The sequence below is a fragment of the Halegenticoccus soli genome (assembly GCF_002844195.1).
GTDB classification, from domain to species: Archaea; Halobacteriota; Halobacteria; order Halobacteriales; family Haloferacaceae; genus Halegenticoccus; species Halegenticoccus soli.
On record NZ_PEND01000006.1, the window covers coordinates 38,175 to 63,485 of the forward strand.

General features: G+C 69.3%; 13 protein-coding genes, 1 tRNA gene and 1 pseudogene. 9 read left to right on the top strand and 6 right to left on the bottom strand.

The features are described from left to right. Window positions 1-53 precede the first annotated feature (53 nt). Together CNO20_RS16405 and CNO20_RS16410 are read right to left on the bottom strand one after the other, a co-directional pair. Entirely contained in the window at window positions 54-3,452 is a 3,399-nt protein-coding gene (locus CNO20_RS16405; protein ID WP_101297209.1) for an FAD-binding and (Fe-S)-binding domain-containing protein, read from the bottom strand. A gap of 88 nt (window positions 3,453-3,540) precedes the next feature. After that, on the bottom strand, window positions 3,541-5,259 hold the full coding sequence (locus CNO20_RS16410) for an L-lactate permease (protein WP_101297210.1): 1,719 nt from the start codon (window positions 5,257-5,259) through the stop codon (window positions 3,541-3,543). A gap of 424 nt (window positions 5,260-5,683) precedes the next feature. Here CNO20_RS16410 and CNO20_RS16415 point away from each other — a divergent pair, with 424 nt between their 5' ends. The 5 genes and pseudogenes from CNO20_RS16415 (at window position 5,684) to CNO20_RS16435 (ending at window position 11,458) form a co-directional block, all read left to right on the top strand. Beyond that, entirely contained in the window at window positions 5,684-6,253 is a 570-nt protein-coding gene (locus CNO20_RS16415; RefSeq protein ID WP_101297211.1) for a helix-turn-helix domain-containing protein, read from the top strand. Window positions 6,254-6,436: 183 nt separating this feature from the next. Then, entirely contained in the window at window positions 6,437-8,224 is a 1,788-nt protein-coding gene (locus CNO20_RS16420; RefSeq protein ID WP_199174894.1) for an Nramp family divalent metal transporter, read from the top strand. Window positions 8,225-8,379: 155 nt separating this feature from the next. Continuing rightward, window positions 8,380-8,862 (top strand): annotated as a pseudogene (locus tag CNO20_RS16425) (LutC/YkgG family protein); the annotation flags it as partial. Further along, window positions 8,855-11,083 carry an LUD domain-containing protein gene (locus CNO20_RS16430; RefSeq protein WP_101297213.1) on the top strand — a complete coding sequence of 743 codons (2,229 nt, stop codon included), beginning with the start codon at window positions 8,855-8,857 and terminating at the stop codon, window positions 11,081-11,083. The pseudogene CNO20_RS16425 and the gene CNO20_RS16430, both read left to right, overlap by 8 nt. An 84-nt stretch (window positions 11,084-11,167) precedes the next feature. Next, window positions 11,168-11,458 (top strand): PRC-barrel domain-containing protein, encoded by a 291-nt coding sequence (locus CNO20_RS16435; RefSeq protein WP_101297542.1) that lies wholly within the window; start codon window positions 11,168-11,170, stop codon window positions 11,456-11,458. Between the two features lie 83 nt (window positions 11,459-11,541). On the opposite strand, the gene CNO20_RS16440 is transcribed toward CNO20_RS16435, so the two are convergent. Continuing rightward, window positions 11,542-12,996 carry a DHH family phosphoesterase gene (locus CNO20_RS16440; RefSeq protein WP_101297214.1) on the bottom strand — a complete coding sequence of 485 codons (1,455 nt, stop codon included), beginning with the start codon at window positions 12,994-12,996 and terminating at the stop codon, window positions 11,542-11,544. A 690-nt stretch (window positions 12,997-13,686) separates the two neighbouring features. Here CNO20_RS16440 and CNO20_RS16445 point away from each other — a divergent pair. Next, window positions 13,687-13,760: transfer RNA gene (locus CNO20_RS16445), tRNA-Lys, on the top strand. A 590-nt stretch (window positions 13,761-14,350) separates the two neighbouring features. On the opposite strand, the gene CNO20_RS16450 is transcribed toward CNO20_RS16445, so the two are convergent. Then, window positions 14,351-15,538: a pyridoxal-phosphate-dependent aminotransferase family protein gene (locus CNO20_RS16450; protein WP_101297215.1), complete on the bottom strand. Its 1,188-nt coding sequence runs from the start codon at window positions 15,536-15,538 to the stop codon at window positions 14,351-14,353. A gap of 76 nt (window positions 15,539-15,614) precedes the next feature. Beyond that, window positions 15,615-18,653, bottom strand: a complete 3,039-nt coding sequence (locus CNO20_RS16455; RefSeq protein ID WP_101297216.1) for an FAD-binding and (Fe-S)-binding domain-containing protein — start codon at window positions 18,651-18,653, stop codon at window positions 15,615-15,617. Between the two features lie 145 nt (window positions 18,654-18,798). Between CNO20_RS16455 and CNO20_RS16460 the strand changes: the two genes are divergently transcribed. Both CNO20_RS16460 and CNO20_RS16465 read left to right on the top strand, forming a co-directional pair. Continuing rightward, window positions 18,799-20,076, top strand: a complete 1,278-nt coding sequence (locus CNO20_RS16460) for an MFS transporter (protein ID WP_101297217.1) — start codon at window positions 18,799-18,801, stop codon at window positions 20,074-20,076. Between the two features lie 51 nt (window positions 20,077-20,127). Then, window positions 20,128-21,564 carry an alpha/beta hydrolase family protein gene (locus CNO20_RS16465; protein ID WP_101297218.1) on the top strand — a complete coding sequence of 479 codons (1,437 nt, stop codon included), beginning with the start codon at window positions 20,128-20,130 and terminating at the stop codon, window positions 21,562-21,564. 57 nt (window positions 21,565-21,621) lie between these two features. Here the strand turns inward: CNO20_RS16465 and thrS are convergent, their stop codons facing one another. Beyond that, window positions 21,622-23,553 carry a threonine--tRNA ligase gene (thrS, locus tag CNO20_RS16470; protein ID WP_101297219.1) on the bottom strand — a complete coding sequence of 644 codons (1,932 nt, stop codon included), beginning with the start codon at window positions 23,551-23,553 and terminating at the stop codon, window positions 21,622-21,624. Window positions 23,554-23,754: 201 nt separating this feature from the next. On the opposite strand from thrS, the gene malQ reads away from it, so the two are divergent. Further along, complete coding sequence (malQ, locus tag CNO20_RS16475) at window positions 23,755-25,242, top strand: 4-alpha-glucanotransferase (RefSeq protein ID WP_101297220.1); 1,488 nt, start codon at window positions 23,755-23,757, stop codon at window positions 25,240-25,242. Window positions 25,243-25,311: the final 69 nt, after the last annotated feature.

The following is a 25,311-nucleotide window of genomic DNA, read 5'->3' on the forward strand; positions in this document are numbered from 1 at the left end:
GCGCGTTACAGAGGTTCGAGGAGAAAGCCCACGACTTCAGTCGTGGGAGGAAGTCAGGCCAGCGCCTCAGCCAGTTTTTCGACGGGGTGCGGCGGCTCCGGTTCGCCGTCGCGGTCGCCGAGCTGCGACCGGCAGGACGCGCCCGGCGCGACGACGGCGTCGCCGTCGCTCGCGTCGACCTGATCGTAGAGGATGCTCGCGATGGCCTTGCTCATCGAGTAGTGTTCGGCCTCGTAGCCGAACGACCCGGCCATCCCGCAGCAGGTGGAGTCGAGGGGATCGACCTCGTAGCCGGCCCGGCGGAGTACCCCGACGGCGTGGTGATCCTTCTTCGTCGCCTTCTGGTGGCAGTGGCCGTGGTAGGTGAGCCGCTCCGCCGGCGCGTCGAACGCCATCCGCTCGTCGAGGCGGAACGCGTCGACGTACTCCATGACACCGTAGGCGTTGTTCGCCACCGCGGTCGCGTCGCTCACGTCGCGAGAACCCTCCGAGGCGGTCGGCCTGTCGGGCCGCTCGTCGGACTGGACGGCGTCGAGACCCGCGTCCGACGCCGCGTCCGTCGTCGACGACTCGGCGGCCGGCCCGGCGAGCGCGGACCCGGAGGCCCCGCCGCCGTCGGCGGAGAGCAGGTCGAGGTAGTCCGACTGAAACATCACCGCGTCGGACGGTTCGACGACGACCACGTCCCAACCCTCCCGGACCTTCGGCGCGAGGGCCGCGACGTTTCGCTCGGCCTCGGCCCGCGCCCTCCCGACGAATCCCTTCGAGAGCGGCGGCCGACCGCTCCCGCCGACGCCCTCGGGGACGGCGACGCGCACGTCCGCGGCTTCGAGCGCCCGGACGGCGGCCTTCCCGGCCTCGGGGTGGTTGTAGTTCGTGTACGTGTCCGGGAACAGGAGCGCCTTCCGGGCGGCCCCGGATTCGGGAACCGTCGACCCGCCCCGCGCCTCGAACCAGTCGACGAAGCTCTCGCCGCGGAACGTCGGCAGGGTTCGGTCCCTCGCGATCCCCACCGTTTTCTCCATCACCGTCCGGGCGCCCGGGAGCTTCGCCGCCCAGTTCGACACGGGGGCGAAGCGCGAACCGAGCGCCGACAGCGACTCGACGTTGGCGAAGAGGTGGTCGCGCAGGCTCGCGCCGTTGCGCTTGTGGTACTCGTACATCACCTCCGTCTTTAGCTTCGCCATGTCCACCTCGCTCGGGCAGTCCTTGGCGCAGCCCTTGCAGCCGATACAGAGCTCCAGCACCTCGTGGACGAACTCGTCCGTGAACACCTCGTCCTCCGGGAGCTCCCCGCTCATCGCCTGCCTGAGCATGTTCGCCCGGCCGCGGGTGGCGAGGATCTCCTCGTTCTCCGCCCGGAAAGTCGGACACATCACGCCGCCGGTCGTCGACTGGTTGCCCCGGCAGCCGCCGCACCCGTGGCAGAGTTCGGCCATCCCCCGGAAGCCGTTCTCGTTGTCCCAGTTCAGCGAGGGCTCGAACCCGGCGTCGAACTCGTAGGCCGGGTCGAATCGGAGGTTCTCCGTCATGCGGGCGTCGCCGCAGACGTTCCCCGGGTTGAGCAGCCAGTCCGGGTCGTAGGCGGTCTTCAGGTCGCGGAAGACGTTCCACAGGCGGTCGCCGTACAGCTTGCGGTTCCACTGGGTGCGCGCGCGGCCGTCGCCGTGCTCGCCGGAGACGCTGCCGCCGTACTTCACGACGAGGTCCGTCACCTCGTCCGCGATGGCCTCGAACGTCTCCAGCCCCTCGACGGTCTTCGTGTTCACGAGCGGCCGGATGTGGAGCACGCCCGGCCCGGCGTGGGCGTAGTAGCTGGCGAAGGTGTCGTGCTCGTCGAGGATCTCCTGGAAGTCGGCGACGTACGCCGGCAGGTTCTCCGCCGGGATGGCGGTGTCCTCGATGTAGGCGATGTGCTTCGCGTCCGAGGTGCGGGACAGGAGGATCGGGAGCCCCGACTTGCGCATCTTCCAGAACTTCGCGCGCGTCTCGGCGTCGTGGGCCTCCATCGCGCCCACCGCGTACGCCTCCTTCTCCGTGATCGACGCCGCGCCCTCGCTCGGCTCGGCCTCCGACGCGCCGTCCGGAACCCGATCGGCGATGAGATCGGCGACCTTCCGCCTGCCGTCGTCGTCGTCCTCCGCGTAGAACTCGACGAGCAGCACCGAGTCGGTTCCCTCCGGCAGCATGCCGACGACGTCCGTGAACTCCGCGGTGTCGCGGGCGAGGCTGAGCAGCACGTCGTCCATCACCTCGACCGCCGCGGGGCCGTGTTCGAGGATGGGAGCCACGTCCTCCATCGCGTCGATGACGCTCTCGTACGTCAGGAGGGCGACCGACTTCGTGTTCGGAATCGGTTCGAGCGAGACCGTCGCCTCGGTCACGATCGCGAGCGTCCCCTCGCTGCCGGCGAGCAGGCGAGCCAGGTTGACCGTCTCCGGTTCGCCGCCGGAGCCGGTCCCCTCCTCGCCGCCCGAGCCGGTCTCCGCCTCCCTGTCGGAGCTGATCCTCTCCTCGCCGCCCGAGTCTGCGCGCGATCCGCCCGCCTCGTCGACGAGCACGTCAAGGTTGTACCCGGAGACGTTCCGCTTGAGGTCGGGGTACCGCCGCCGCACCTCGTCGGCCTCCTCGTCGATGACGCGGACGACCTGCGCGTAGATCCGCGGCAGCAGGTCGCTCTCAGGGCCGTCCGGCCCCCACGCGTCGGCGTCGGGATCGGCCTTCTCGCGCAGCTCCTCGACCCCGATCTCGCCGAATCGGGTCACGGTGCCGTCCGCCAGCACCGCCTCGACCTCCTCGACGTAGTAGTCCGTCTTGCCGTACTTCAGCGAGTGCGCGCCGGTGCTGTTGTTGCCGATCGCGCCGCCGATGGCGCTCTTGTCGCCCCAGGCCGGGTCCGGAGCGAACTTCAGCCCGTGGGGTTCGAGCCGCTCGTTTACGTCGCCGAGGATCGCCCCGGCCTGCGCCGTCGCCAGCCGCCCTCGGACGTCCACGTCGAGCAGGTCGCCCATGTGGCGGGTGAAGTCGAGCACGACCGCCTCGTTGACCGTCTGCCCGGCGAGGCTCGTCCCGCCCCCGCGGGGGAGGACCGGGATCTCGCGCGCCGCACAGTACTCCATCACCGCCGCGACGTCCGCCGTCGCGGTCGGGAAGACGACGCCGATCGGCGTCACCTCGTAGGCGGAGGCGTCCGTCGCGTACAGCTGGCGGGAGTACGAGTCGAACCGCACGTCGCCGTCGACGAGCGATTCGAGGTCGGACACCAGCCCCGGTCGCGCCACGTCGTCGCTCGCGTAGTCGTAGTTCGCCCGTCGGTCGCCCGCCGGATCGTTCTTTGCCCGTTCGTCGCCCGGCGGACCGTCCGTCGACCGTCCACCGGCCGCGGGATCGCTCGCCGTCCGCCCGTCGCTCGCGGGATCCCCCCGCGGCGAGTCCGTCGTGTGAGATGCCATCTTGAATCAGAGTTCGCGCGTTACGTTATAAACGTCCGGACCTTGATGCGGTCCGGTGACGCGGTTCCGCCGTTCGATTGTCCGCCGGTCAGAAGACGCCCGGGAACAGCACGTAGCTGAACAGCAGTGTCAGGAGCCCGGTGAACGTCGCGTAGTAGACGAGCGGGATGAGCTCCAGCCGGATCACGCGGCCCTCCTCGCCGACGAGGCCGACGACCGCGAGCGCGGCGACCACGTTGTGGACGGCGATGAGGTTGCCGATGGCGCCGCCGACCGCCTGCGAACCGAGCATGATCGTCCGGGGCGTGCCGATGCTGTCCGCGACGCCGTACTGGAACGTTCCGAACAGGATGTCGCTCACCGTGTTCGAGCCGGCGAGGAACGCGCCGAACGCGCCGACCCACGGCGCGAAGAACGGGTACGCCGCCCCGGCGATGCCCGCCGTGCCCTCGGAGAGCACGATGAGCATGCTGTCGCCGTCGACCGCCGCTCCCGACTGGAGCATGATCTGCACCGTGGCGACGGCGAACAGCAGCGCGATCACGGCGGGCGTGACCTTCTCGCCGGTCTCCGTCCACGCGGCGGCCACCTCCCCCAGGCTCATCCGGTGGAGGCCGATGGTGAGCAGGTGGACGAACACGAAGATCGCGCCGGGCAGGTAGAGGACCGCGATGTCGTCCTCGAGGCCGGTGCCGAGGATGTCGGTCCACGCGAGGACGAGGTTGCTCGTCAGGAACGTCGTCAGCGGGTCCCACACCCGCGTCAGGACGAGCAGCACCGCCAGCAGCGCGTAGGGGAGCCACGCCATCCCGAGGGACATCGCGTGCGAGGGGTGCCCGCCGTCGGCCGCCACCGCACCGGACCGGTCCGAGGACTCGCCGGGTTCGATGTCGCCGACCCAGTGGTCGGGCCAGCGCGATTCGGGCGCGAAGTCCCACTCGTCGTCGGGGTGGAAGAACCCCGCCTTGAGCGCGCCGACCGTGACGAAGAGGCCGACCATCGAGCCGATGAGGCCGGGGAACTCCGGCCCGAGGAAGTAGGCGGTGAGCCAGTACGGGACGACGAAGGCGAACCACGCGAACACCGTGAGCGGGAACGCCGCCAGCGCGGGCCTGACGGACCTCTCCTCGCCGAAGAAGCGCGTCATCATCGCGACGCCGATGAAGGGGAGGAAGAAGCCGACGATCCCGTGGAACGTCGCCGCGAAGACGCCGATCTGGGCGACCCACTCGGGGATGCTCGCGAACTGCGGCTGGGCGAGCACCTCGGTGCGGATGCCGGTGACGCTCTCGAAGATGTCTATCATCCCGATGATGAGCGGCGTGCCGACCGCGCCGAAGGTGATCGCCATCAGGTTCCCGGTGAGGGCGACGACCACCGCCGCGAGCGGCGGGAACCCGAGGCCCACGAGGAGCGGCCCGACGATGGCCGCGGGCGTGCCGAACCCGGCGGCCGCCTCGATGAACGAACCCATCAGGAACACGAGCAGGACGACCTGCACGCGGCGGTCCTCGCTCACGGAGGCGAACCCCTGGTTTATCACGTCGAACGCGCCCGTCTCCTTCAGCGTGTACAGCAGGAGGATCGCGCCGAAGACGATCCAGAGGATGTTCGCGGCCGTGATGAACCCGACGATGGTCGACGCGGCGATCCACGTCTCGTTCATCCCCCAGTACAGCCCCGCGCCGATGGCGACGAGCCACGCCACCGGCATCGCGCGCGTGGCCGGCCAGTACAGCCCCACCATCAGCACCGCGATGGTGAGAAGCGGGAGCAGCGCGACCAGCACGTCGACGGCGCTAGCCATGGCGGCCCTCCGGTTCTCCCCGCTCGCTCGCGGGCCGACGGCGATCGCCGACCTCTGCCTCCGTGACTATTCCAGATGGATGCCTGTTTCCTCCTGGCATGAGTCGCCATGCGTAACCGTACCAAAAAATACCTATCGATCGTTGCAATCCGTGAAAGATCAGGATCCGGCGGGCGATGGATCAGGGATCATTTACCGCCGCGTTAGCACCCCTGTTCAGACGAATGCACTGGAGAATTTGGCGAACAGGGGGGCTCAAACCGGAAATATCCGTCGGGTGCCTGACTACCCCCTCTCGGAACAGCCGGTACGGACGTCGCTCGTCCGACCGGCCGTTCACTCGTGTGCACTGGCGAGCTGTACCCTTACCGACAGCTTCGCTACGTGTGCATAGGCTTATGTTCTCGTGTGTAAAGGCCTTCTCATGGGCGAACAGACCCCCGACCGCCGCAGAAACGAGCACGGGCAGTACGCCGACCGCATCCCGCTCGACCGCGTGATGGGAGTCTTCGAGGCGCGGGACGACCGCGCGCGCCCGCTCACGGCGACCGACGTGATGGAGGCGCTGGGTTGCTCGCGGCGGACGGCCCACAACAAGCTCAACGCGCTCACGGAGCGGGGGGCTCTCGACACCCGAAAGGTCGGCGCGCGCAGCCGCGTGTGGTGGGTACCCATAGAGCGCCCTGTCGACCCGGAGGTGCCGTCGGACGGCCGACCGGCGGCGGTTTCGCGCGCGATCGAGACCGCGAACCTCCCGGGGAGCGGGCCGACGCTCGAAGCGCGCCGGGAGGCGCTGTCGGCCGCTTACGACTACCTCGCGGAGTACCCGGAGGCGAAGAAGGCGGACTTCCTGCGCGACGTGTACCACGAGCACTCGGCCGGGTTCGAATCGGCCGAGGGGTGGTGGAACGCGATCCAGCCGGCGCTCAAGCAGCTTCCGGGCGTCGATCCGCCGAAGGAGCGCGGCCACATCTGGCACTTCCTCGGCGGTTGATTTCCCCCGACGGCTGATCCTCCCTCGGCGGCCGCTCTTCGCTCGGCAGTCGGTCCCCGCGTCCGCCGGATGCGGCGACCAGGTGGTTTTATGTCACGATAGGAACCACCACCCCCCGACGCACCATCGACGGACAGCCCGCCGGTCGGACGCTCGCCGGCGAAGTCGGTGCGACACGAACTCATGAGCCGGCCCATCGATCCCTCGGACGACGTGGCGGAGCCGAGCGAAGACGCCTCCACCGACGAGGGGGACGAGGGATCCGTCTACGCGTCCGAAGTCGAGGGAAAGCAGTACCGCGGGACGTGGTACGTCCCGCTGCCGTACGAGAGGCTCGAAGCGGCTCCCGAGACCGACGACTACCCCGACCGGGGGACCGGTGGCGGGTTCAGGCTCGCCGACCTCCCGCGGGTCCCGCGCGTCCGACACGTCGTGGGCCCCAGCGCGATCATGCTCGGCGCTTCGCTCGGCAGCGGGGAGACGCTCTTCTGGCCGGTGCTCGTCGCACAACACGGCTGGGGTCTCTACTGGGCGTTCGTTGTCGGGGTGGTCACGCAGTTTTTCATCAACACGGAGCTCCAGCGCTGGACGGTCGCGACGGGCGAGAGCGTCTTCCGTTCGTTCGTCCGCGTGCACCCGCTCTGGCCCTGGCTGTTTCTCCTCGGCGGATTCGTCAGCCTGGGGTGGCCGGGCTGGGCCGCGGGGGCCGCGCAGGTCGGCGCGACGGCGCTCGGCCTGGGCGGGACGACGACCGCGGCCTTCGGGTTCGAGATAGCCAGCTGGAAGCTCCTCGCAGTCGCGCTGATGACGATCATCTGGCTGTCGTACCAGGTCTCGTCGGTGATGTACAACGCGGTCGAGGCGTTCCAGGTGGGCCTCCTGTTCGTCGCCATCGGGGCCACCCTCGCGCTGGTGACCGTCACCGACTCCCTCGGGGAGCTGGCGAACGCTCCCGCGGGCGTCCTGCGCGTCGAACCGCTGCCGCCCGGCATGGACATCGCGGTCTTCCTCGGCGGGCTCGCGTTCGCCGGCGCCGGCGGCTACCTCAACCTCTCACAGAGCCTGTGGGTCCGCGAGAAGGGCTACGGGATGGGAAACTACCAGGGTCGTGTGAAGAACCCGCTCATCGGCGACGACCCGGAGCCGATCGAACGCGACGGGTTCACCTTCCGCCCGACGCGGCTCAACCTCCGTCGCTGGCGGGGCTGGTGGCGCGTCGTCCAGCTCGAACACTTCCTGACGTTCGTCGTCGGCCTGCTCGTCGTCGCCACCGTCCTCATGACCGTCTCGGTCCGCTACGCGCCCGGGACGACCGCGAACGCGCTCGAAATGTGGCTGGGCGGGATCATGCCGCAGCTCGGCGGCCTCGGTCGGCTGCTCGTGTTCCTCGTGCTCTTCGTCGCGCTCTTCACCACGGAGTACGCGATCGTCGAGTCCTTCGTCCGAAACAGCGCCGACGCGCTGTACGAGGCCTACGGCCGCGACGCGGGGTGGAACCTGTCGCGCATCTTCTGGCGGCTCCTCACGGGGTTCACCGCGTGGGGCGTCCTCATCATCCTCCTCTTCAGCGCGCCTCTGGCCCGGCAAGGTCCCTTCTTCTTCCTCGTCGTCGGGGCGGCGATGTCCGGGGCGATAATGTGGCCGTACACCGCGCTCACGCTCGTCGTCAACACGACCCGCCTGCCGGAACACCTCCAGCCCGGCTGGCTGCGCGTCGTCGCGATGTGGTGGGGGTCGTCGTTCTACGGCTACTTCACCGTTCTCCTGGTCGGCGACACGCTGACGACGTGGCTCGGCTTTTCCGCCTTCGCGACCGCGGCCGGCGTCGTCGGAAGCGGCCCCGGCGGCTACGCGCTGTGGGCCGCTTTCTTCGCCGCGCAGGCGTACGTCATCCTCCGCTCGGCCGTCGGCAAGCGCGACGCCGGTGACACCGTCGACGACGCCGAGGAGACGAGGAACCTGTTCTCCTGAGGCGCCGCCGCGTCCGTGCTCCCGCGTTCACCGTCGCGCGCCCCCGCGGGGGTCGCCGTCAATACTTTGAGGAATTCCGAAACGACATAGGGGGGCGCACCCATGAGACGACATGGCATCCGAGACCGTCGCCGAATTCGAGGCGTCGCTCGGGCGGCTGGACGCGGACCGACCCCGAGGGGTTCGACGAGACGCTCCGGTCCGTCGTCGAGGAGCCGGCGGTCGGGGCGTCCCTCCCGTTCGAGGGCGTCTCGCTCGCCGGCACCCCGGTCGTCACGAATCCGACGCCCGCGCAGCTCGCGGACACGAAGACCGGCGTCACCGCCGCCCGGTTCGCCGTCGCAGACTACGGGAGCCTCGTGCTGGAGTCGACTCCCGACGGCGCGGAGCAGACGAGCCTCTTTCCCGACCTGCACGTCGCGGTGCTCCGCGCGTCGGACGTCCTCCCGGACATGGGGGCGGCCTTCGAGCGACTCGGCCCCCGTCTCCGCGAGGGCCGGACGCCGGGCGCGAACCGCAGCGCGATCATCGCCACCGGCCCGAGCGCGACGGCGGACATGGGCGCGCTCGTCCGCGGGGCGCACGGACCGAGGGAGGTCCACGTCGTGATACTCGAGGGGGGCGAGGTCGATGAGTGAGTCGAGAAGCGCGAAGGCGGCCGAGATCCGGCGGCTGATGCGAACAGAGGGGGACGCGGTCGCGCGGGGAACGCGCGGGTTCAACCTGGGTCGGTACGAGTCGGTCGCCGACCTGGAGGACTACGAGGAGCTGAAGGACCGGGCGCGGGAGATCAAGGAGGACGCGATCGAGCGCCTGCCGGAGCTGATCGATCGGCTCCGCGAGCGCGTCGAGGAGAACGGGGGCACGCTCTACGTCGCCGAGGACGCCGCGGACGCGAACCGGTACGTCCGCCGGGTGGCCGAGGACAGGGGCGCGGGGCGGCTCGTCAAGAGCAAGTCGATGACCACGGAGGAGCTCGACCTGAACGACCACCTCGAAGCCGCGGGGATCGATGTCGTCGAGACCGACCTCGGCGAGTGGGTGCTCCAGGTCGCCGACGAGTCCCCGTCCCACATCGTCGCGCCCGCGATCCACAAGTCGCGTGAGGAGATCGCGGCGCTGTTCAACGAGGTGTTCGAGCCCGACGAACCGCTCGAAACGGCGGCGGAGCTCACGGCGTTCGCCCGCGATGAGCTCGGCGAACTCATCGCCGGCGCGGACGTGGGCGTGACGGGCGCGAACTTCGTCACGGCCGACACGGGGACGATCGCGCTCGTCACGAGCGAGGGCAACGCCCGGAAGACGGCCGTCGTCCCCGACACGCACGTGGCGGTCGCGGGCGTCGAGAAGGTGATTCCCTCGGTCGAGGACCTCCGACCGTTCGTCGAACTCATCGGTCGGTCCGGCACGGGGCAGGACATCACCTCCTACGTCTCGCTTCTCACCCCGCCGGTGGAGTCGCCGACCGTCGACTTCGACGACCCGGACGCGCCGATGGCGGACGCGGCCGCGGAGCGGGACTTCCACCTGGTGCTCGTCGACAACGGGCGCACGGCGATGTGCGAGGACGACCAGCTCCGCGAGACGCTCTACTGCATCCGCTGTTCGGCGTGTTCGAACTCCTGCGGCAACTTCCAGAGCGTCGGCGGGCACGCCTTCGGCGGCGAGACGTACTCCGGCGGCATCGCGACCGGCTGGGAGGCCGGCGTCGAGGGGCTCGACACCGCCGCCGAGTTCAACGATCTGTGCACCGGCTGCACCCGCTGTGTGAACGCCTGCCCGGTGAAGATCGACATCCCGTGGATCAACACGGTCGTCCGCGACCGCATCAACCGCGGGGCGGACCCGAGCGCGTTCGACCCGCTCGTCGAGGGCCTCACGCCGGACGCGGAACCGGCCGGAATGAGCCTCCAGAAGCGGTTCTTCGGCAACTTCTCGACCGTCGCGAAGCTCGGTAGCGCGACCGCCCCGCTGTCGAACTGGGTCGCAAACACCGGTCCCGCGCGGGAGCTGATGGAGCGGACGCTCGGCGTCGACCGTCGGCGGGACCTCCCGGCGTTCGAGCGCGAGACGCTGCGCAAGTGGTTCGACGCCAGGGGGGGCTCGCGCGTCCCGGCCGCCGCCGCCGCCCGCGAGGCGGTCGTCTACCCGGACCTCTACACGAACCACGTGCAGGTCGACCGCGGGAAGGCGACCGTCCGGGCGCTCGAAGCGCTCGGCGTGCACGTCCGCGTGCCGGCGGTCGCGTCGAGCGGCCGCGCGCCACTCTCGCAGGGGATGGTCGAGACGGCCGAGCGGCACGCCCGCGACGTGTACGGCGCGCTCGCAGAGCACGTCGACGCCGGGCGAGACGTCGTCGTCGTGGAACCGAGCGACCTGGCGATGTTCGAGCGGGAGTACGCGAAGTTCCTCCCGGAGACGTCCCACGAGCGACTCGCGGGGAGCAGCTACGAGGCGATGGAGTACGTCTACGGGCTCCTCCGCAACGGTGCGGACGCGTCGGCCCTCCGCGGGGCCGCGGACGCCGAGAGCGCCGGGGTCGCGTACCACAGCCACTGCCAGCAGCGCACGCTCGGCCTCGAAGCGCACACGGTCGCCGTCCTCGAGGAGCTCGGCTACGACGTGCTCACCTCCGAGACGGAGTGCTGCGGGATGGCGGGCTCGTTCGGGTACAAGGCGGAGTACTACGAGCTGAGCGTGGACGTCGGAGAGCCCCTGCGGGAGCAGTTTACGAGCCCGGAGGCCCGCGGCCGGACGATCGCGGCCAGCGGCACGTCCTGTCTCGAACAGCTCGAATCGCTGCTCTCGCGGCCGACCCGCCACCCGATCCAGCTCGTCGCGCCGCGGGGCGGAGACTGACGGACCGCCGTCCCGGATCCGTCACCCCGCCGTCACGAATCGCACCTACGAACGCTTAAGACCCGGGACTCCAACAGCATGGACATGGACGAAACGCCTCAGGAAATCACGACGCTCGTGGGCCGAGAGGTCTACTCGAACAACGGTGTGTTCGTCGGCGAGGTCGAGGACGTGCGCCTCGATCTCGATCAGGAGGTCGTCACCGGCATCGCGCTCTCGCAGCTGAACGACGAACTGTTCCGCGACCGGATCGAGCGCGGCAAGGGCGTGATGATCCCGTACCGGTGGGTTCGGGCCGTCGGGGACGTGATCCTCATCAACGACGTCATCGAACGGCTCGAACAATCAGAAGAGAGCGACGAGATCGCGGCGTAGCCGAATCGACGTCCGCCGGAGGTAGAACAGCCGGCCTCCCGTCGGTCGCGCGCGAACCCGCGCCGGGAGCTTTCGCGAGCCCGCTAGCTGCCGTTGCTACTCTCGCTCCCGTCGACGCCCATCGCGTCGAACAGTTTCCTGCGAACCGCCTCCTCCGTCAGCGCGAGCAGCGTGTCGCGATTCCCCTCGCTCGCCTCGATGCCGGTGAAGATGCCCAGCGGGATCTCGACGCTGCCCTGCGTCGAGTGGCCGCCCGCCGTGCCGATCTCCTCGAACGCGTCCTGGAGGATGTTCCCGATGTTGATGCGGATGTCCTTCGAGCGGGCGGCGAGGTAGATGTTGTCGTCGGCGATGCCGAAGACGGCCGTGGTCGTGATGCCTTCGAGGTTCAGGAGGTGGTTCGCGGCCTGGCCGAGCGCCTCGCGGTCGCGGATGAACCCCGCGTTCGAAACGAGGTGGCTGCCCTGGACCTCGCGGTTCTGGATGGCTTCGGCGAGCACGTCCAGCGTCTCCGGCGACATCGACGGCGACTCGACCTGTTCGAGCGTCTCGTGGTTCGCGAAGGGGTAGAGGTAGGCGGCCGCCGTGAGGTCCGCGGGGGTCGTGTCGCGCTTGAAGTCGAGCGTCTCCGCCCGGATGCCGTACAGTAGCGCGGTGGCGACGGCCTCGCTCGGGCTGAGGTCGAACTCCTGGATGTACTTCGTGAGGATCGTCGACGTGGAGGAGACGTTGGGTCGGACGTCCATGAAGCGCGCGTCGACGTCCGTCCCGGGCTCGAAGTGATCGATGAAGATGTCGACGCCCGCGCCGATGTCGAGGTCGCCCGACTTCATGTGGTCGACCAGAGCGATCGCGCTGTACTGGGACAGCGGCGGGGCCTCGTCGCGCTGGCGGAGCTCGATGCCGAGGAGGTTGACGAACGCGCGGTTCTCTTGGTGCCCGATGTCGCCGTCGTAGAGGATGTCGGCGTCGACGTCGTACTCGCGCGCGATCGCCTGCAGCGCGACGGCGCTGGCGATCGAGTCGGGGTCGGGGTTGTCGTGGGTGAGGATGGCGAGCGTGCCCTCCGTCTCGCCGAGGATGTCGGCGAGCTGTCGGGCCTTGTATTCGAGCTCGCCGGATTCGAGCGTTCTGAGGGCCGAGTCGGCGATGACGGTCGAGGGGTTGATCACCACGTCCGCCCCGAGGTCGCGGAGTTCGTCCTCGGAGACCGGATCGGAGGCGCGGACGACGACGAACTGCTCGCCGCCGTGGTCGCGGATGGCCGAAACCGCGGCCTTGTTGGCCTCAACGTCCGACGCGAGGATGAGGATGACGTCGCGTCCGTCGACGGCGTTGGCCACGGCGGGCTCGCTGATGTCCTGCCGCCGCGCGTTCAGATCCTGATCGCGGAGCGTCTCGACGCGGCTCTCGTCCTTGTCGAGAATGAGGACGTCTTTACCCTCGTCGGCGAGCTCCTCGGCGACGATGTGGCCGACGCTCCCGCAGCCGAGAATCGCATACGTCGACATCGAGGAGATAGTGACCCCGGTACTCATCAGTACCGGAACTAGCCGCGGACGACACTTAACACCCACTCTTTGCTATGGATTTGGACAGGGTTCTTCACAAACACAAGAACGTCGGAGGGGTACGAATGATCGGTAGTCGATCGGGTGACAGACGACCACCCGGCCGCTTCCGCCGTGTTATCGGCGGTGCGGTCGCAAACGTACCGGAAATCTGTCATCGTCGTCGATCGGTCGGTCACGGGTGACGAACCCGGTCACGACCGACGAATCGGCGCGGTCGGTCGGCTTGTTCTCGGTCAGAAATCCACCGTTAGATTTACTATTCAGCGCGAAAACACTAGAGTACCCGCCGTCCTGGCTGTGGTGGTCCCGTTCACCTTCCAGCCCTCCCGTACGGCGGGTATGGGTCTCAGACATTTCGGCGCGCGAACTTCCGCGCGTCGTTTTCGAGAATCGCGCCGGTAGCCGACGCTTCGTCGCGCAGTCTTCGACGGCTCCGTCGGAGGCGTCAGCGACCGATACGGCGCTCTCGCTGCGCCGGCGACGGAGCAATCGACTCCTCTATGGCCCCTCGGAGCGACCGACGCGCCGCCCGCGAATCGCTCCGTCTCCTCCGCGCCGGCGTTCGAAATGGCGTTCGACGGCACCTCCTCGGCCGATCGTCGCCCCGCCCGAAAGGGAAACGCCTTTTAATCAACCCCGGCAATGACCTCGTGAGGGCCGGTAGCTCAGTTAGGCAGAGCGTCTGACTCTTAATCAGACGGTCGGGGGTTCAAATCCCTCCCGGCCCGTGCACTGAACCACCGAGCGACAGCGAGGTGGTGAAGGAATCGGCAGGAGGATTTGAATCAGGGAGTGAAGCGAGCGCACGCGAGCGGAACGACCGAGGTTCAAATCCCTCCCGGTCCGTTTTCCCGCGAACGAAGTGAGCAGTGAAAACGCCGCCGTGGGATTTGAAGTAGAGGAGACGAACGAAGTGAGTCTCGGCGTGGTTCAAATCCCTCCCGGCCCGCTTCTGTGACGAACCAACCGACGAGCGCCGCGTCGCACGTGCGGGTCGCTCCCCGGATCGAACCCCCCGAAAAGCACCGTAACGCGAGAACACGCGTGCGTTCCCCTTCGCACTGAGACGCCCGACGCGAACCCGCCGTCCGCGCCGGGCGCCCTCGGCCTGAAGCCTCCCTGGGGTGCTCATGAAGAAGCAGGACGTGTCGTCCTCCCTTCCCCCAGGTCGACTAAATATCGAGGCCCATTGCTTGTAAATCATTCTATCTAACACCTAGAATAATTACCGGTGACAATCAATACCATCCGAAATACGCGCGATTCGATAGGCGACGTGGGGGTCACGCTAGCACGCCGCGAAGACGGGGCGGGGCTCTCAGTCCGCCAGTCGCTCGCCCATCGCCGCGATGCCGGCGTCGACGTCGACGGTCGCGCCCTGCGCGTCGAGCGCGTCGCCGAGCGTCGAGAGCAGGTAGTTCACGTTCTTCGGGCGCGCGGAGTGGCCCATGCAGCCGATGCGGAAGATCTCGCCCGCCAGGTCGCCCAGGCCGCCCGCGATTTCGAGGTCGTACTCCTCCAGCAGGTAGCCGATGACCTCCCCGTCGTCGACGCCGTCGGGGACGCGCACCGCGTTCAGGCTCGGCAGCCAGTACTCGTCGGGGGCGTTCATCTCCAGCCCCATCGCCTCGACGCCCGCCTTGAGCGCCCCGGCGACGTGCAGGTGGCGGTCCCAGCGCTCCTCGATGCCCTCCTCGGCGACGAGGCGCAGCGCCTCCCGCAGCGCGTAGACGTTCGTGATCGGCGCGGTGTGGTGGTACGACCGGTCGTCGCCCCAGTACCCTTCCAGCAGCGAGAGGTCGAGGTACCACGACCGCGCGGGCTCCTCGCGGTTCAGCACCTTCTCCATCGCGCGGTCGTTGAGGGTGAGCGGACTCGCCCCCGGCGGACAGGAGAGACACTTCTGCGGCCCGGAGTACGCCACGTCGATGCCCCACTCGTCGACGCGGAGTTCGACGCCGCCGAGCGAGGTGACAGCGTCGGCGATCACGTAGGCGTCGTGCTCGCGGGCGATCCGCGTCAGCTCCGGAACGTCCGGCTGGCGGACGCCCGTGCTCGTCTCGGCGTGGACGAACCCGAACACGTCCGGCTGGTGCTCGTCGAACGCCGCCCGCACGTCCGCGGGGTCGAGCGGCTCGCCCCACGGCGCGTCGACGTGGACGACCTCGCCCCCGGCGCGCTCTGCCATGCTCTCCATCCGGCCGCCGAAGTAGCCGTTCGTCGGGACGAGCATCGTGTCGCCCGGCTCGACGAGGTTGCCGATGGCGGCCTCCATCGACGCCGACCCCGTGCCGCTGATCGGGATGGTCCACTGGTTGTCGGTCCGGAAGGTGTACCGGAGGAGCTCCTGCACCTCGTTCATGATCTCGATGAACGAGGGGTCCAGGTGACCGACGAGCGGCGTGCTCATCGCCCGGAGCACGCGGGGGTTCACGTCGCTCGGGCCCGGTCCCATGAGCGTCCGTTCCGGCGGTGTCAGTTCGTCCACGACTGGGGCGTCGGACATACGCCACCCTTCCGCTCACGGCACGAAAAAACCACGGTTAAACATCACATACTGCGGGTTTCGAGGCCGGGGACGGCTACTCCAGCGCCGCGGCCACCAGTTCGATCGGATGCGCCGGTCGCTCCGCGCCGGGACGGTCGCCGAGCTGCGTCCGGCAGGACGCGCCCGGCGCGACGACGACGTCGCCGCGGCTCTCGTCCACCTGCCGGAAGAGGATCCTCCCGATGGCCTGCGAGAGGTCGTAGTGCTCGGCCTCGTAGCCGAACGACCCGGCCATGCCGCAGCAGCCGCTGTCGAGGTGGTCGACCTCGTAGCCCACTCGGCGGAGCACGCTCGCGGCGTGGTGGTCCTTGTTCGTCGCCTTCTGGTTGCAGTGGCCGTGGTAGGTGAGCGACCCCGTCACGTCCGTCAGGGCGAACCGCTCGTCGAGTCGGTACGCGTCGACGAACTCCAGCGCGCCGTAGGCGTTCGCGCCAACGTCGAGCGCGTCGTCGCCGTCGAGGAGATCCGCGTACTCGTCCTGGAACATGACGGCGTCGGAGGGTTCGACGAAGACGACCGACCAGCCGTCGTCGACGTACGGCTTCAGGAGACGGACGTTTCGTTCCGCGCGCTCGCGCGCGAGGTCAAGAAACCCCATCGAGAACGCGGCCCGCCCGCTCGGCGAGACGTCCGCCGGGATCGCGACGTGGACGCCCGCGGCTTCGAGCACGCGGACGGCCGCCTCCCCGGCGTCCGGGTAGACGTAGTTCGTGTACGTGTCGGGGAACAGCAGCACGCGATGCTCCGCGTCCTCGCGCGGGACGCGACACCCGCCGCGCTCGTCGAACCAGTGTTTCAGCGTGGTCCGCCTGAACGTCGGCAGTTCCCGCTCGGATGCGATTCCGAACGCGCGTTCCGCGACGGCCCGCGCGCCCGGCACCGCGTCCGCCAGGTTCGAAAGCGGGGCCAGTTTGCTCCCGATCGCCGCCCACCGGTCGATGTCGGCGAACAGCCGCTCTCTGAGGCTCGCCCCCTCGCGTTCGTGGTACTCGTGTTTCACCTCCGCTTTGAGCTTCGCCAGGTCGACGCCCGTCGGACAGTCGCTCATGCACCCCTTACAGCCGACGCAGAGGTCGAGCACCTCCGTCTGGAACCGCTCTGAGTACAGCTCCTCCTCCGAGAGCTCGCCGCTTATCGCCGCTCGGAGCATGTTCGCCCGTCCCCTGGTGGTCTCGGCCTCGTCCTTCGAGGCGCGGTAGGTCGGACACATCGTGTCCGAGTTCGCCTGCCGGCACGTGCCGCAGCCGTTGCAGAGTTCGACGAGGTGCGCGAAGCCGCCCTCCTCGGAGAAGTCGAGGGCGGTGTTCGGCTCGACGGACGAGTACGACGCCCCGTACCGGAGGTGCTCGCGCATGTCCGTGGGGTCGTCGTCGCGGTAGACGACCTTGCCCGGATTGAGCCGCCAGTCGGGATCGAACGCCGTCTTCAGCTCCTTGAACGCCTCCCACAGCGTCGGCCCGTACATCTTCGGGTTGAACTCCGTCCGCGCGAGGCCGTCGCCGTGCTCGCCCGAGAACGAGCCGCCGTGTTCGAGCACGAGATCGGTCACGGCGTCCGAAATCGATCGCATCGTCTGGATGCCGTCGTCCTCCTTGAGGTTCAGGATCGGCCGGATGTGGAGCGTCCCCGACCCGGCGTGCGCGAAGTACGCGGCGGAGGTGCCGTGATCGTCGAGGATCTCCTCGAACGACCGGACGTACTCAGCGAGCTCCGCGGGCGGGACGGTCGCGTCCTCGATGAACGGGTAGGGCTTCGGATCCCCCTCCAGCGACATGAGAAGCGGGATCGCGGCCTTCCGGAGCTTCCAGAGCTTCTCCTGCTCGTCGTCTGCGTACGCCTCGATGACGTCGAACGCCGCCCCCTCCTCGACGAAGTGGGCGTTCGTCTCGGCGACGGCCGACTCGAAGTCCTCGTGCAGCTCCGAGTCGAATTCGAGCATGAGCGCCGCGGCCGCCTCCTCCGGGATCGGCTCGGCGTACCGCGCGAACTCGCCGGAGTTCCGCGCCAGCCTGAACACCTCGTCGTCCATCAGTTCGACGGCGCTCACGTCGAAGGTGAGCGCCTCAGGCACGGCCTCCATCGCCTCGACGAGGTCGCGGAAGCAGTACAGCGCCAGCGCGGTCTCCTCGGGCTTCGTCACGAGCGACACCTCCGCCTCCACGACGATCCCGAGCGTCCCCTCCGCGCCGACGAACAGCTTCGAGAGGTTGATCACGCGGTCGCCGTCGTCCGCGTCGCTCGCGCTCCTCACGCCGTCCCCGACGCCGTCCGCCGGGTTGTCCTCGTAGATCACCTTCTGCAGGTTGTACCCGGAGACGTTCCGCTTCAGCGTCGGGTAGCGCGATTCGATCTCGTCCTCGTTCTCCTCGACGAGCCGGCGGACGGTCCGGTACAGCTCGGCCTCCAGGTCGTCCTTCCCGACGATCTCCTCCCACTCGGGGCTGTCGAGGACGACCTCCCGCGTGTGGATCAGGGATCCGTCGGCGAGTACCACCTTCAGCTCCTCCGTGTACGCGTCGGTGATGCCGTAGCGGACCGAGTGCGCGCCGGTGCTGTTGTTGCCGATGCCGCCGCCGACGGTCGCCCGGTTCGACGACGCCGGATCCGGCGCGAACTTCAGCCCGTGCGGCGCGAGCGCCGCGTCCAGGTGGTCCTGCACCACGCCCGGCTGGACGCGCGCCCGCCGCGCCTCGGGGTCGATCTCGACGACGTCGTCCATGTACTTCGAGAAGTCGAGGACGACGCAGCCGGGACCGACAGCCTGCCCCGCGAGCGACGACCCCGCCCCGCGCGGGAGGACCGGCGCGTCGTGCTCGGCGGCGATGCGCACCGTCGCCCGCACGTCCTCCACCGTTCGCGGGAGCACGGCGCCCGCGGGACGCGCCCGGTAGATGCTCCCGTCGGTGGCGTAGAGGATCTGGGTGTACTCGTCGAACCGCACTTCGCCTTCGACCGCCCCCCGGAGATCGGAGGCGAGCGCGGCGTGCGCTTCGACGTCCGGCACGTCGTATCCCCTGCTCTCCCGGAACGTCTCGAAGTCGCTGAGATCTGACCGTGGCTCGTCGACCGCCATTGCGGTGACGTACAATCGTTCGTGATAAATACCCTGTGCCGGATTCGCACGATGAGAACCCGGACGGCCGCCTCCCGTCGAAGCGGTCGTCCGCCGCGAGTTTCGAATCGAAACGACTTTTCGCCGACTCCGTGCACGCCTCGGCGTGGACGACAACAGGATCCAGTTCTACGCGCTCTACCTCACGCGGTTCGCCGACGGCTTCGGGTTTATCACGCTCATCACGCTGCTGCCGACGTACATCAACGTCCTCGATCCGTCGGCGGTCACGGTTCTCGGCGTCACCCTGAGCGCCGGGTTCGTCATCGGCATGTTCACGACCGGGTTCACGCTCGCGCAGACGGCGGCCGTGATCCCCCTCTCGTGGGCGGGCGACCGGTTCGACAAGCGTCTGGTGCTCCTCGGTTCGCTCGCGGTCGGCGCGGTCGCCTACGCCCTCTTTCCGCTCGTCGACTCGTCGCTCGCGTTCGTCCTCGCGCGCGGCCTTCAGGGCGTCGCGGTCACCGGCGCGTCGCTGATGTCCCTGTCGCTGGTCGGCGAGCTCGCGGCGACCGGCACGCGCGCGAACCACATCGGCAAGGCCAACGCGGCGAACTTCTCCGCGGCGATCTTCGGCAGCCTGAGCGCCGGCGCGCTGTACGAGGCACTCGGGTTCACCCCCATCTTCTCGATCATCGTGGCGCTCTTGGCGGTCGCGTCGATCGGCGTCCGGCTGTACCTCCCGCCGGACGGGACGACCGTCCGCGGCTTTCCCTTCTCGGACCTCGCGCTCAACCGCCGCATCCTGACACTCACGAGCTTCCGCGCCCAGTACGCCGTCGCCGTCACCCTCGTCCGGACGTGGGTGCCGATCTACGCCGGCGTCTCGGCCGCGGCCGGCGGGCTCGAGTACGGCGCGCTCGCGGTCGGCGTCACCGTCGTCGCGGAGAAGCTCACGAACATGCTCTGTCAGCCCTACACCGGCAGGCTCTCCGACCGCTACGGCCGGGCGCTCTTCGTCTTCGTCGGCGGCGGCCTCTACGGGCTGGTCGCGCTCGCCGTTCCGTTCTCCCCGGCCGTCGGCGAGGCGCTCGGGCTCCCCTCCGCCCTCCCGGTCCTCGGCCCGCTCTCGCCCGCCTTCCTCCCGCTCGTTGGCCTCTCGGGGCTTCTCGGCGTGGCGGACAGCCTGCGCGAGCCGGCGAGCATGGCGCTCTTCGCCGACGAGGGGACGGCCGAAGGCGGCGTCGCCAGCAGCTTCGGCGTCCGGGAGCTCGTCTGGCGCCCGGGGAGCGTCGCGGCACCCCTGCTCGGCGGGTATCTCATGACCGACGCGGGGATGGCCTGGGTGTTCTTCGTCGGGGGCGGGACCGCGATCACGGGGGTGCTGACGTTCCTCGCCGTGCTCGCGTACTCCCACGGCGCTGCCGCGCTCACGGAGTGGTGAGCCGGGCGGTGCCGGCCAACGATCAATACGCCGTCGCCCGTACGAACGCCCATGACCGACTCTCTCGACACGCCGCTCGCCCACAGGCTCGCCTCGTCGCCCGTCGGCGGCGTCTTCGAGACCCGGCCGTTCGAATCGATGCTCCTGCGGGGGTTCCTCCGGGGGTTCCGAATCTCCCGCGCCAGGGCCGCCGCGGACGTCTCGCTCGGATCTGGCCCGTCGGCGTACCTCGCGGCGGTCGGCGCGCCGCCGGCGCCTCACCTCCACCCGCGAATCGAGCGCGCGCTCGCCGAGTACGCCCGCCTGCGGTCGGAGTACGACGACGCGACGGAGCGGTGGGACGACGCCTTCTGGGGCGACGCCGAAACGACGCCCGACGAGCGCGTCGAACTCGAACGCGAGCGCCGACGGGCTTCGGCCCGACGCGCGATGCCCGCCTCGACGTTTCGGTTTCTCGCGTCCGACCACTTCCTGCCGCCGGTGAAATACGAGATCCCGAACCCCGACGAGGCGATCGGACGGTGGGCCGCCCACGCGGCGCACCCGGACCGCTTCTACGGCCTCCGCGGCGAGATCGAACCCGTCGAGCGATCGCGCGAGCTCCGCGGCCCCGGCACCGTCGAGTACCTCGTCCGCTTCCCGTCCCCCTCGCCGTACGTCGGGGACTCGGCGACCGCCCGCGTGTACGAACCCGCCGAGGGCGACCGCTCGGCGCTCCCGACGCTCGTCTTCAACCACGGCTTCGGGATGCTGAACGACCAACTGACCTACTGGCCAGAGGAGGAGTACGCCGGCCGGGCGCTCGCGCCGGAGGGTTACCGCGTCGTGCTTCCGGAGGCACCGTGGCACGGCCGGCGCGAGAAGGCGGGCCTCTACAGCGGCGAACCGTACGTCGCCCGCGCGCCGGTCGCCACGTTCCAGCTGTTCGAGGCGTCGGCGATGGAAAACGGCGTGCTGGTCGAGTGGGCCCGGTCGCGGGGCGCGCCGGTCGTCGGCGTCGGCGGCCTCAGCCTCGGCGGGCTGACCGCGCTTCACGTCGCCGGCCACTGCGGCGCGTGGCCGGAGTCCATGCGCCCGGATCTCGTCTTCCCCGTCGCGGCGACCGGCGCCGTCGACGAACTGCTCGCCGACGGCCGGCTCTCGAGGCGCCTCGGTCTCCCCGGCGCGCTGTCGGCGGCGGGGTGGACGCGGGCGCGGCTCCGACAGCTCGCCCCGCTCTTGAACCCGCCGGCTGACCCCGACATCGACCCGTCGCGGGTGGTCGCCTTCCGCGGCCTCCGCGACGAGGTCGCGCCGGCGGGCTCCGCCGAGGAACTCCTCGACGCCTGGGACGTGCCCGCGGAGAACCGGATCGAGTGGCGCACGGGCCACTTCGGCGTCTTCGCGAAGCTCGTCCGCGGCGGCGAATTCCGCGGCGTCGTCCGGGAGCGGCTGAACGCTGTCGCGCGCTCGGCCGACGCCGGCGAACCGCGACCGCGGTCGGCGTGAAGCGAGCGAAGCCGACGACGAGCGCGTCGGCGACCGCACCGCCGCGCGTTCTCGCCCCTATTCGTCCGCGAGGAAGTCCGGCTCGACCCGCTTTTCGGCGCGCTCGGCCTCGATGTGCGCGCGGAACGCTTCGAGCCGAACGTCCTGCCGCTCGCGCTCCTCGCGGTCGCGGACGGAGACGGTCCCGGCCTCCTCCTCGTTCCCGCCGACGATGAGCATGTACGGGACGCGGTCCTCGTGGGCCTGCTGGATCTTCCGGCCGACCGTCCACGAGCGGTCCTCGATCCCGACGCGGAAGTCGCCGAGTTCGGCCCGCACGCGCTCTGCGTACTCGATGTTGTCGTCGCTGACCGGCAGGATGCGGACCTGCTCGGGCGCGAGCCACAGCGGGAATTTGCCGTTGAAGTGCTCGATCATGACGCCCATGAACCGCTCGAAGGAACCGAGCAGCGCGCGGTGGACCATGACCGGGCGGTGCTCCTCGTTGTCCTCGCCGACGTACGTCAGGTCGAGTCGCTCGGGGATGTTGAAGTCGAGCTGGACGGTGCCGATGGTCCACTCGCGGCCGATGGCGTCGATGGCGTTGACGGCGACCTTCGGCCCGTAGAACGCGGCCTCGCCCTCCTCGACGTCGTACTCGACCCCCTCGGAGTCGAGGGCGTCCTTCAGCGACTGCGTCGCCTGCGCCCAGATCTCGTCGCTGCCGACGGCGTTGTCGCCCTTCGTCTCCAGCTTGTACTCGATGTCGAGGTCGAAGTTGCGGTAGATGTCCCGGATGCTCCGGAGCGTGTTGACGACCTCCTGTTGGATCTGGTCCGGGCGGATGAAGGCGTGGCCGTCGTCCTGCGTGAACCCGCGCACGCGGAGCAGGCCGGACAGCTCGCCGGACTGCTCGTTGCGGTAGACGGTGCCGAACTCCGAAAAGCGGATCGGCAGGTCGCGGTACGAGTGCTGCTCGTGGGCGTAGATGTACGCGTGGTTCGCGCAGTTCATCGGCTTCAGGCCGTACTCGGTGTCGTCCTGCTCCCAGTTGAACATCTCGCCCTGCGCGGTGAAGTTGTCGTAGTGGCCAGTCGGCTTCCACAGCTCCGCCTTGTTGAGCTCCGGCGTCCAGACCTCCTCGTAGCCGAGTTCGTCGTTCTTCGCGCGAACGTACTCCTCCAGCTCGCGGCGGATCCGCATCCCGTTCGGGTGGAAGTGGACGCACCCCGGCGAGTGCGCCGGCACCGAGAACAGATCGAGCTCGCGGCCGATCTTGCGGTGGTCGCGCTCCTTGGCCTCCTCGCGCCGCTGAAGGTACTCTTCCAGCTCCTCCTCTGACTCGAACGCCGTGCCGTAGACGCGGGTCAGCGTCTCCTTGTCCTCGTCGCCCCGCCAGTACGCCGAGGAGATGTTCAGGAGCTTCGCCGCGCCGATTTCGCCGGTCGATTCGACGTGCGGCCCCTTACAGAGGTCCTCGAACTCCGCCTGCCGGTAGAAGGAGACCTCCTCCTCGCCGGCGGCCTCGTTCTCGAGGATGTCCCGCTTGAACGGGTTGTCCTCGTACTTGTCGAACGCCTCCTCCCGCGACAGCGTGTACCGCTCGATCGGGTAGTCCGCCGCGATGATCTCCTCCATCTCCGCCTCGATCGCTTCGAGGTCCTCGCTGTCGAGGTCGACGCCCGTGATGTCGTAGTAAAAGCCCTCGTCCGTCCACGGTCCGATCGTGAGCTTCGCCTCGGGGTACAGCCGCTGGAGCGCCTGGGCGAACACGTGCGCCGCGGAGTGGCGCAGCACGTCGAGGTACTCGTCGCTCTGCTCGGTGACGATGACGAGGCGCGCGTCGTCGCGCAGCTCCGTCGCCTTGTCGACGAGGTCGCCGTCGACGACGCCCGCGACGGTGTCCTTCCCGAGACCCGGGCCGATCTCGTAGGCGACGTCCTGCACCGTCGACCCCTCCGGGACGGACAGTTCCGATCCGTCCGGGAGGGTCACAACGATATCGCTCATGTGCAACCGAAATCGGAGAACGGGGATAAGTGTTGTTTTGACGCGCCACCGCGGACGGCGGTACCGCCGTCCGATCTTCGGTTTCCGATCCGGCCTCTCGGTTTCTGCCCCGGCCTCTCTATCCCCCGGCTACCCGTCGAACGGCCGCGCTTTCGCGGCGACCAAACCCTTCAAACCGTGGGGCGGTGATACCGTACTAGCATGCGCTTCGACCGCCAAAGCGGCGTCTTCCTGCACGTCACCTCCCTGCCCGGCCCGCACGGGATCGGCGACCTCGGCGACGGCGCCTCCGCCTTCGTGGACTTCCTCGCCGACGCCGACCAGTCGCTCTGGCAGTTCTGCCCGCTCGGGCCGACCTCGCCGGCGCACGGCAACTCCCCGTACCAGTCGTACTCCGCGTTCGCCGGCAACCCTCTGCTCGTGAGCCTCGACCGCCTCGTCGAACGCGGGTGGCTGACCGACGACGACTTCCAACCGGTGCCCGACTTCGACCCGCACGAGACCGAGTACGGGCGCGTCGCCGAGTACAAGCTTCCCCTGCTCCGGACGGCGTTCGAACGGTTCGAGGAGTCGGCGACCGGCGGCGAGCGCTCCGCGTTCGACGCCTTCCGCGAGCGGGAGGGCGACTGGCTCGCCGACTACGCGCTGTTCATGGCGCTGAAGGGGGAGTTCGACGGCGCGCTCTGGACGGAGTGGCCCTCCGAGGTGAAGACGCGGGAGGCGACTGAGCGCTACCGCGACGACCTGGCCGAGGAGATCCGCTTCCGCGAGTTCGTCCAGTTCGTCTTCGACGGCCAGTGGCGCGACCTCCGCGAGTACGCCCGCGACCGCGGGGTCGGCCTCGTCGGCGACCTGCCCATCTACGTCGCGCTCGACAGCGCGGACGTGTGGGCCTCGCCGGAGGCGTTTCTCCTCGACGACGACAACGAGCCGGCGGCCGTCGCGGGCGTGCCGCCGAACGCGGGCGACGGCGGCCAGCGGTGGGGGAATCCGCTGTACGACTGGGACCGCCTCCGCGAGACCGGTTACGAGTGGTGGCTCGCGCGCCTCTCGCGGCTGTTCGACCTCGTCGACGTCACCCGCATCGACCACTTCAAGGCGTTCGACGAGTACTGGGCGATCCCCGCCGACGCCGACGACCCCGCGGCCGGCGAGTGGCGCGACGCGCCGGGGGACGACTTCTTCGAGACCGTCGAGCGCGAGCTCGGCGACCTCCCGTTCGTGGTCGAGGACCTGGGCTTCATCGACCAGTCGCTCGTGGACCTGCGCGACCGCTTCGACTTCCCCGGGATGAAGGTGCCGCACTACGCCGACTGGTGCCGCGCGGGCGACCCGAACCAGCCGATGCACTACCCCGAGAACAGCGTCGCCTACTCCGCCACCCACGACACGAACACCACCGTCGGCTACTACCGGAACCTGCCGGACGACCAGCGGGACTGCCTGCACTACAACCTCGGCATCGACGGCGGCGACGACATCCACTGGTCGATGATCGAGGCGGTGTGGAACTCCGAGGCCGTGATCGCGTTCGCGCCGATGCAGGACCTGCTCGGCCTCGACGAACACGCCCGGTTCAACGCGCCGGGCACCGCGGAGGGCAACTGGCGCTGGCGCTGCACCCGCGAGGGGTTCGATCCCGGGGTGGCGGACCACCTCGCGATGCTGACCGACATCCACATCCGATGAGCGACTGTCGACCGACCGCTCGCCCCCGATCAGTCTCGTCCCGCCCGCCTCACTCCATCACGCCGCCAC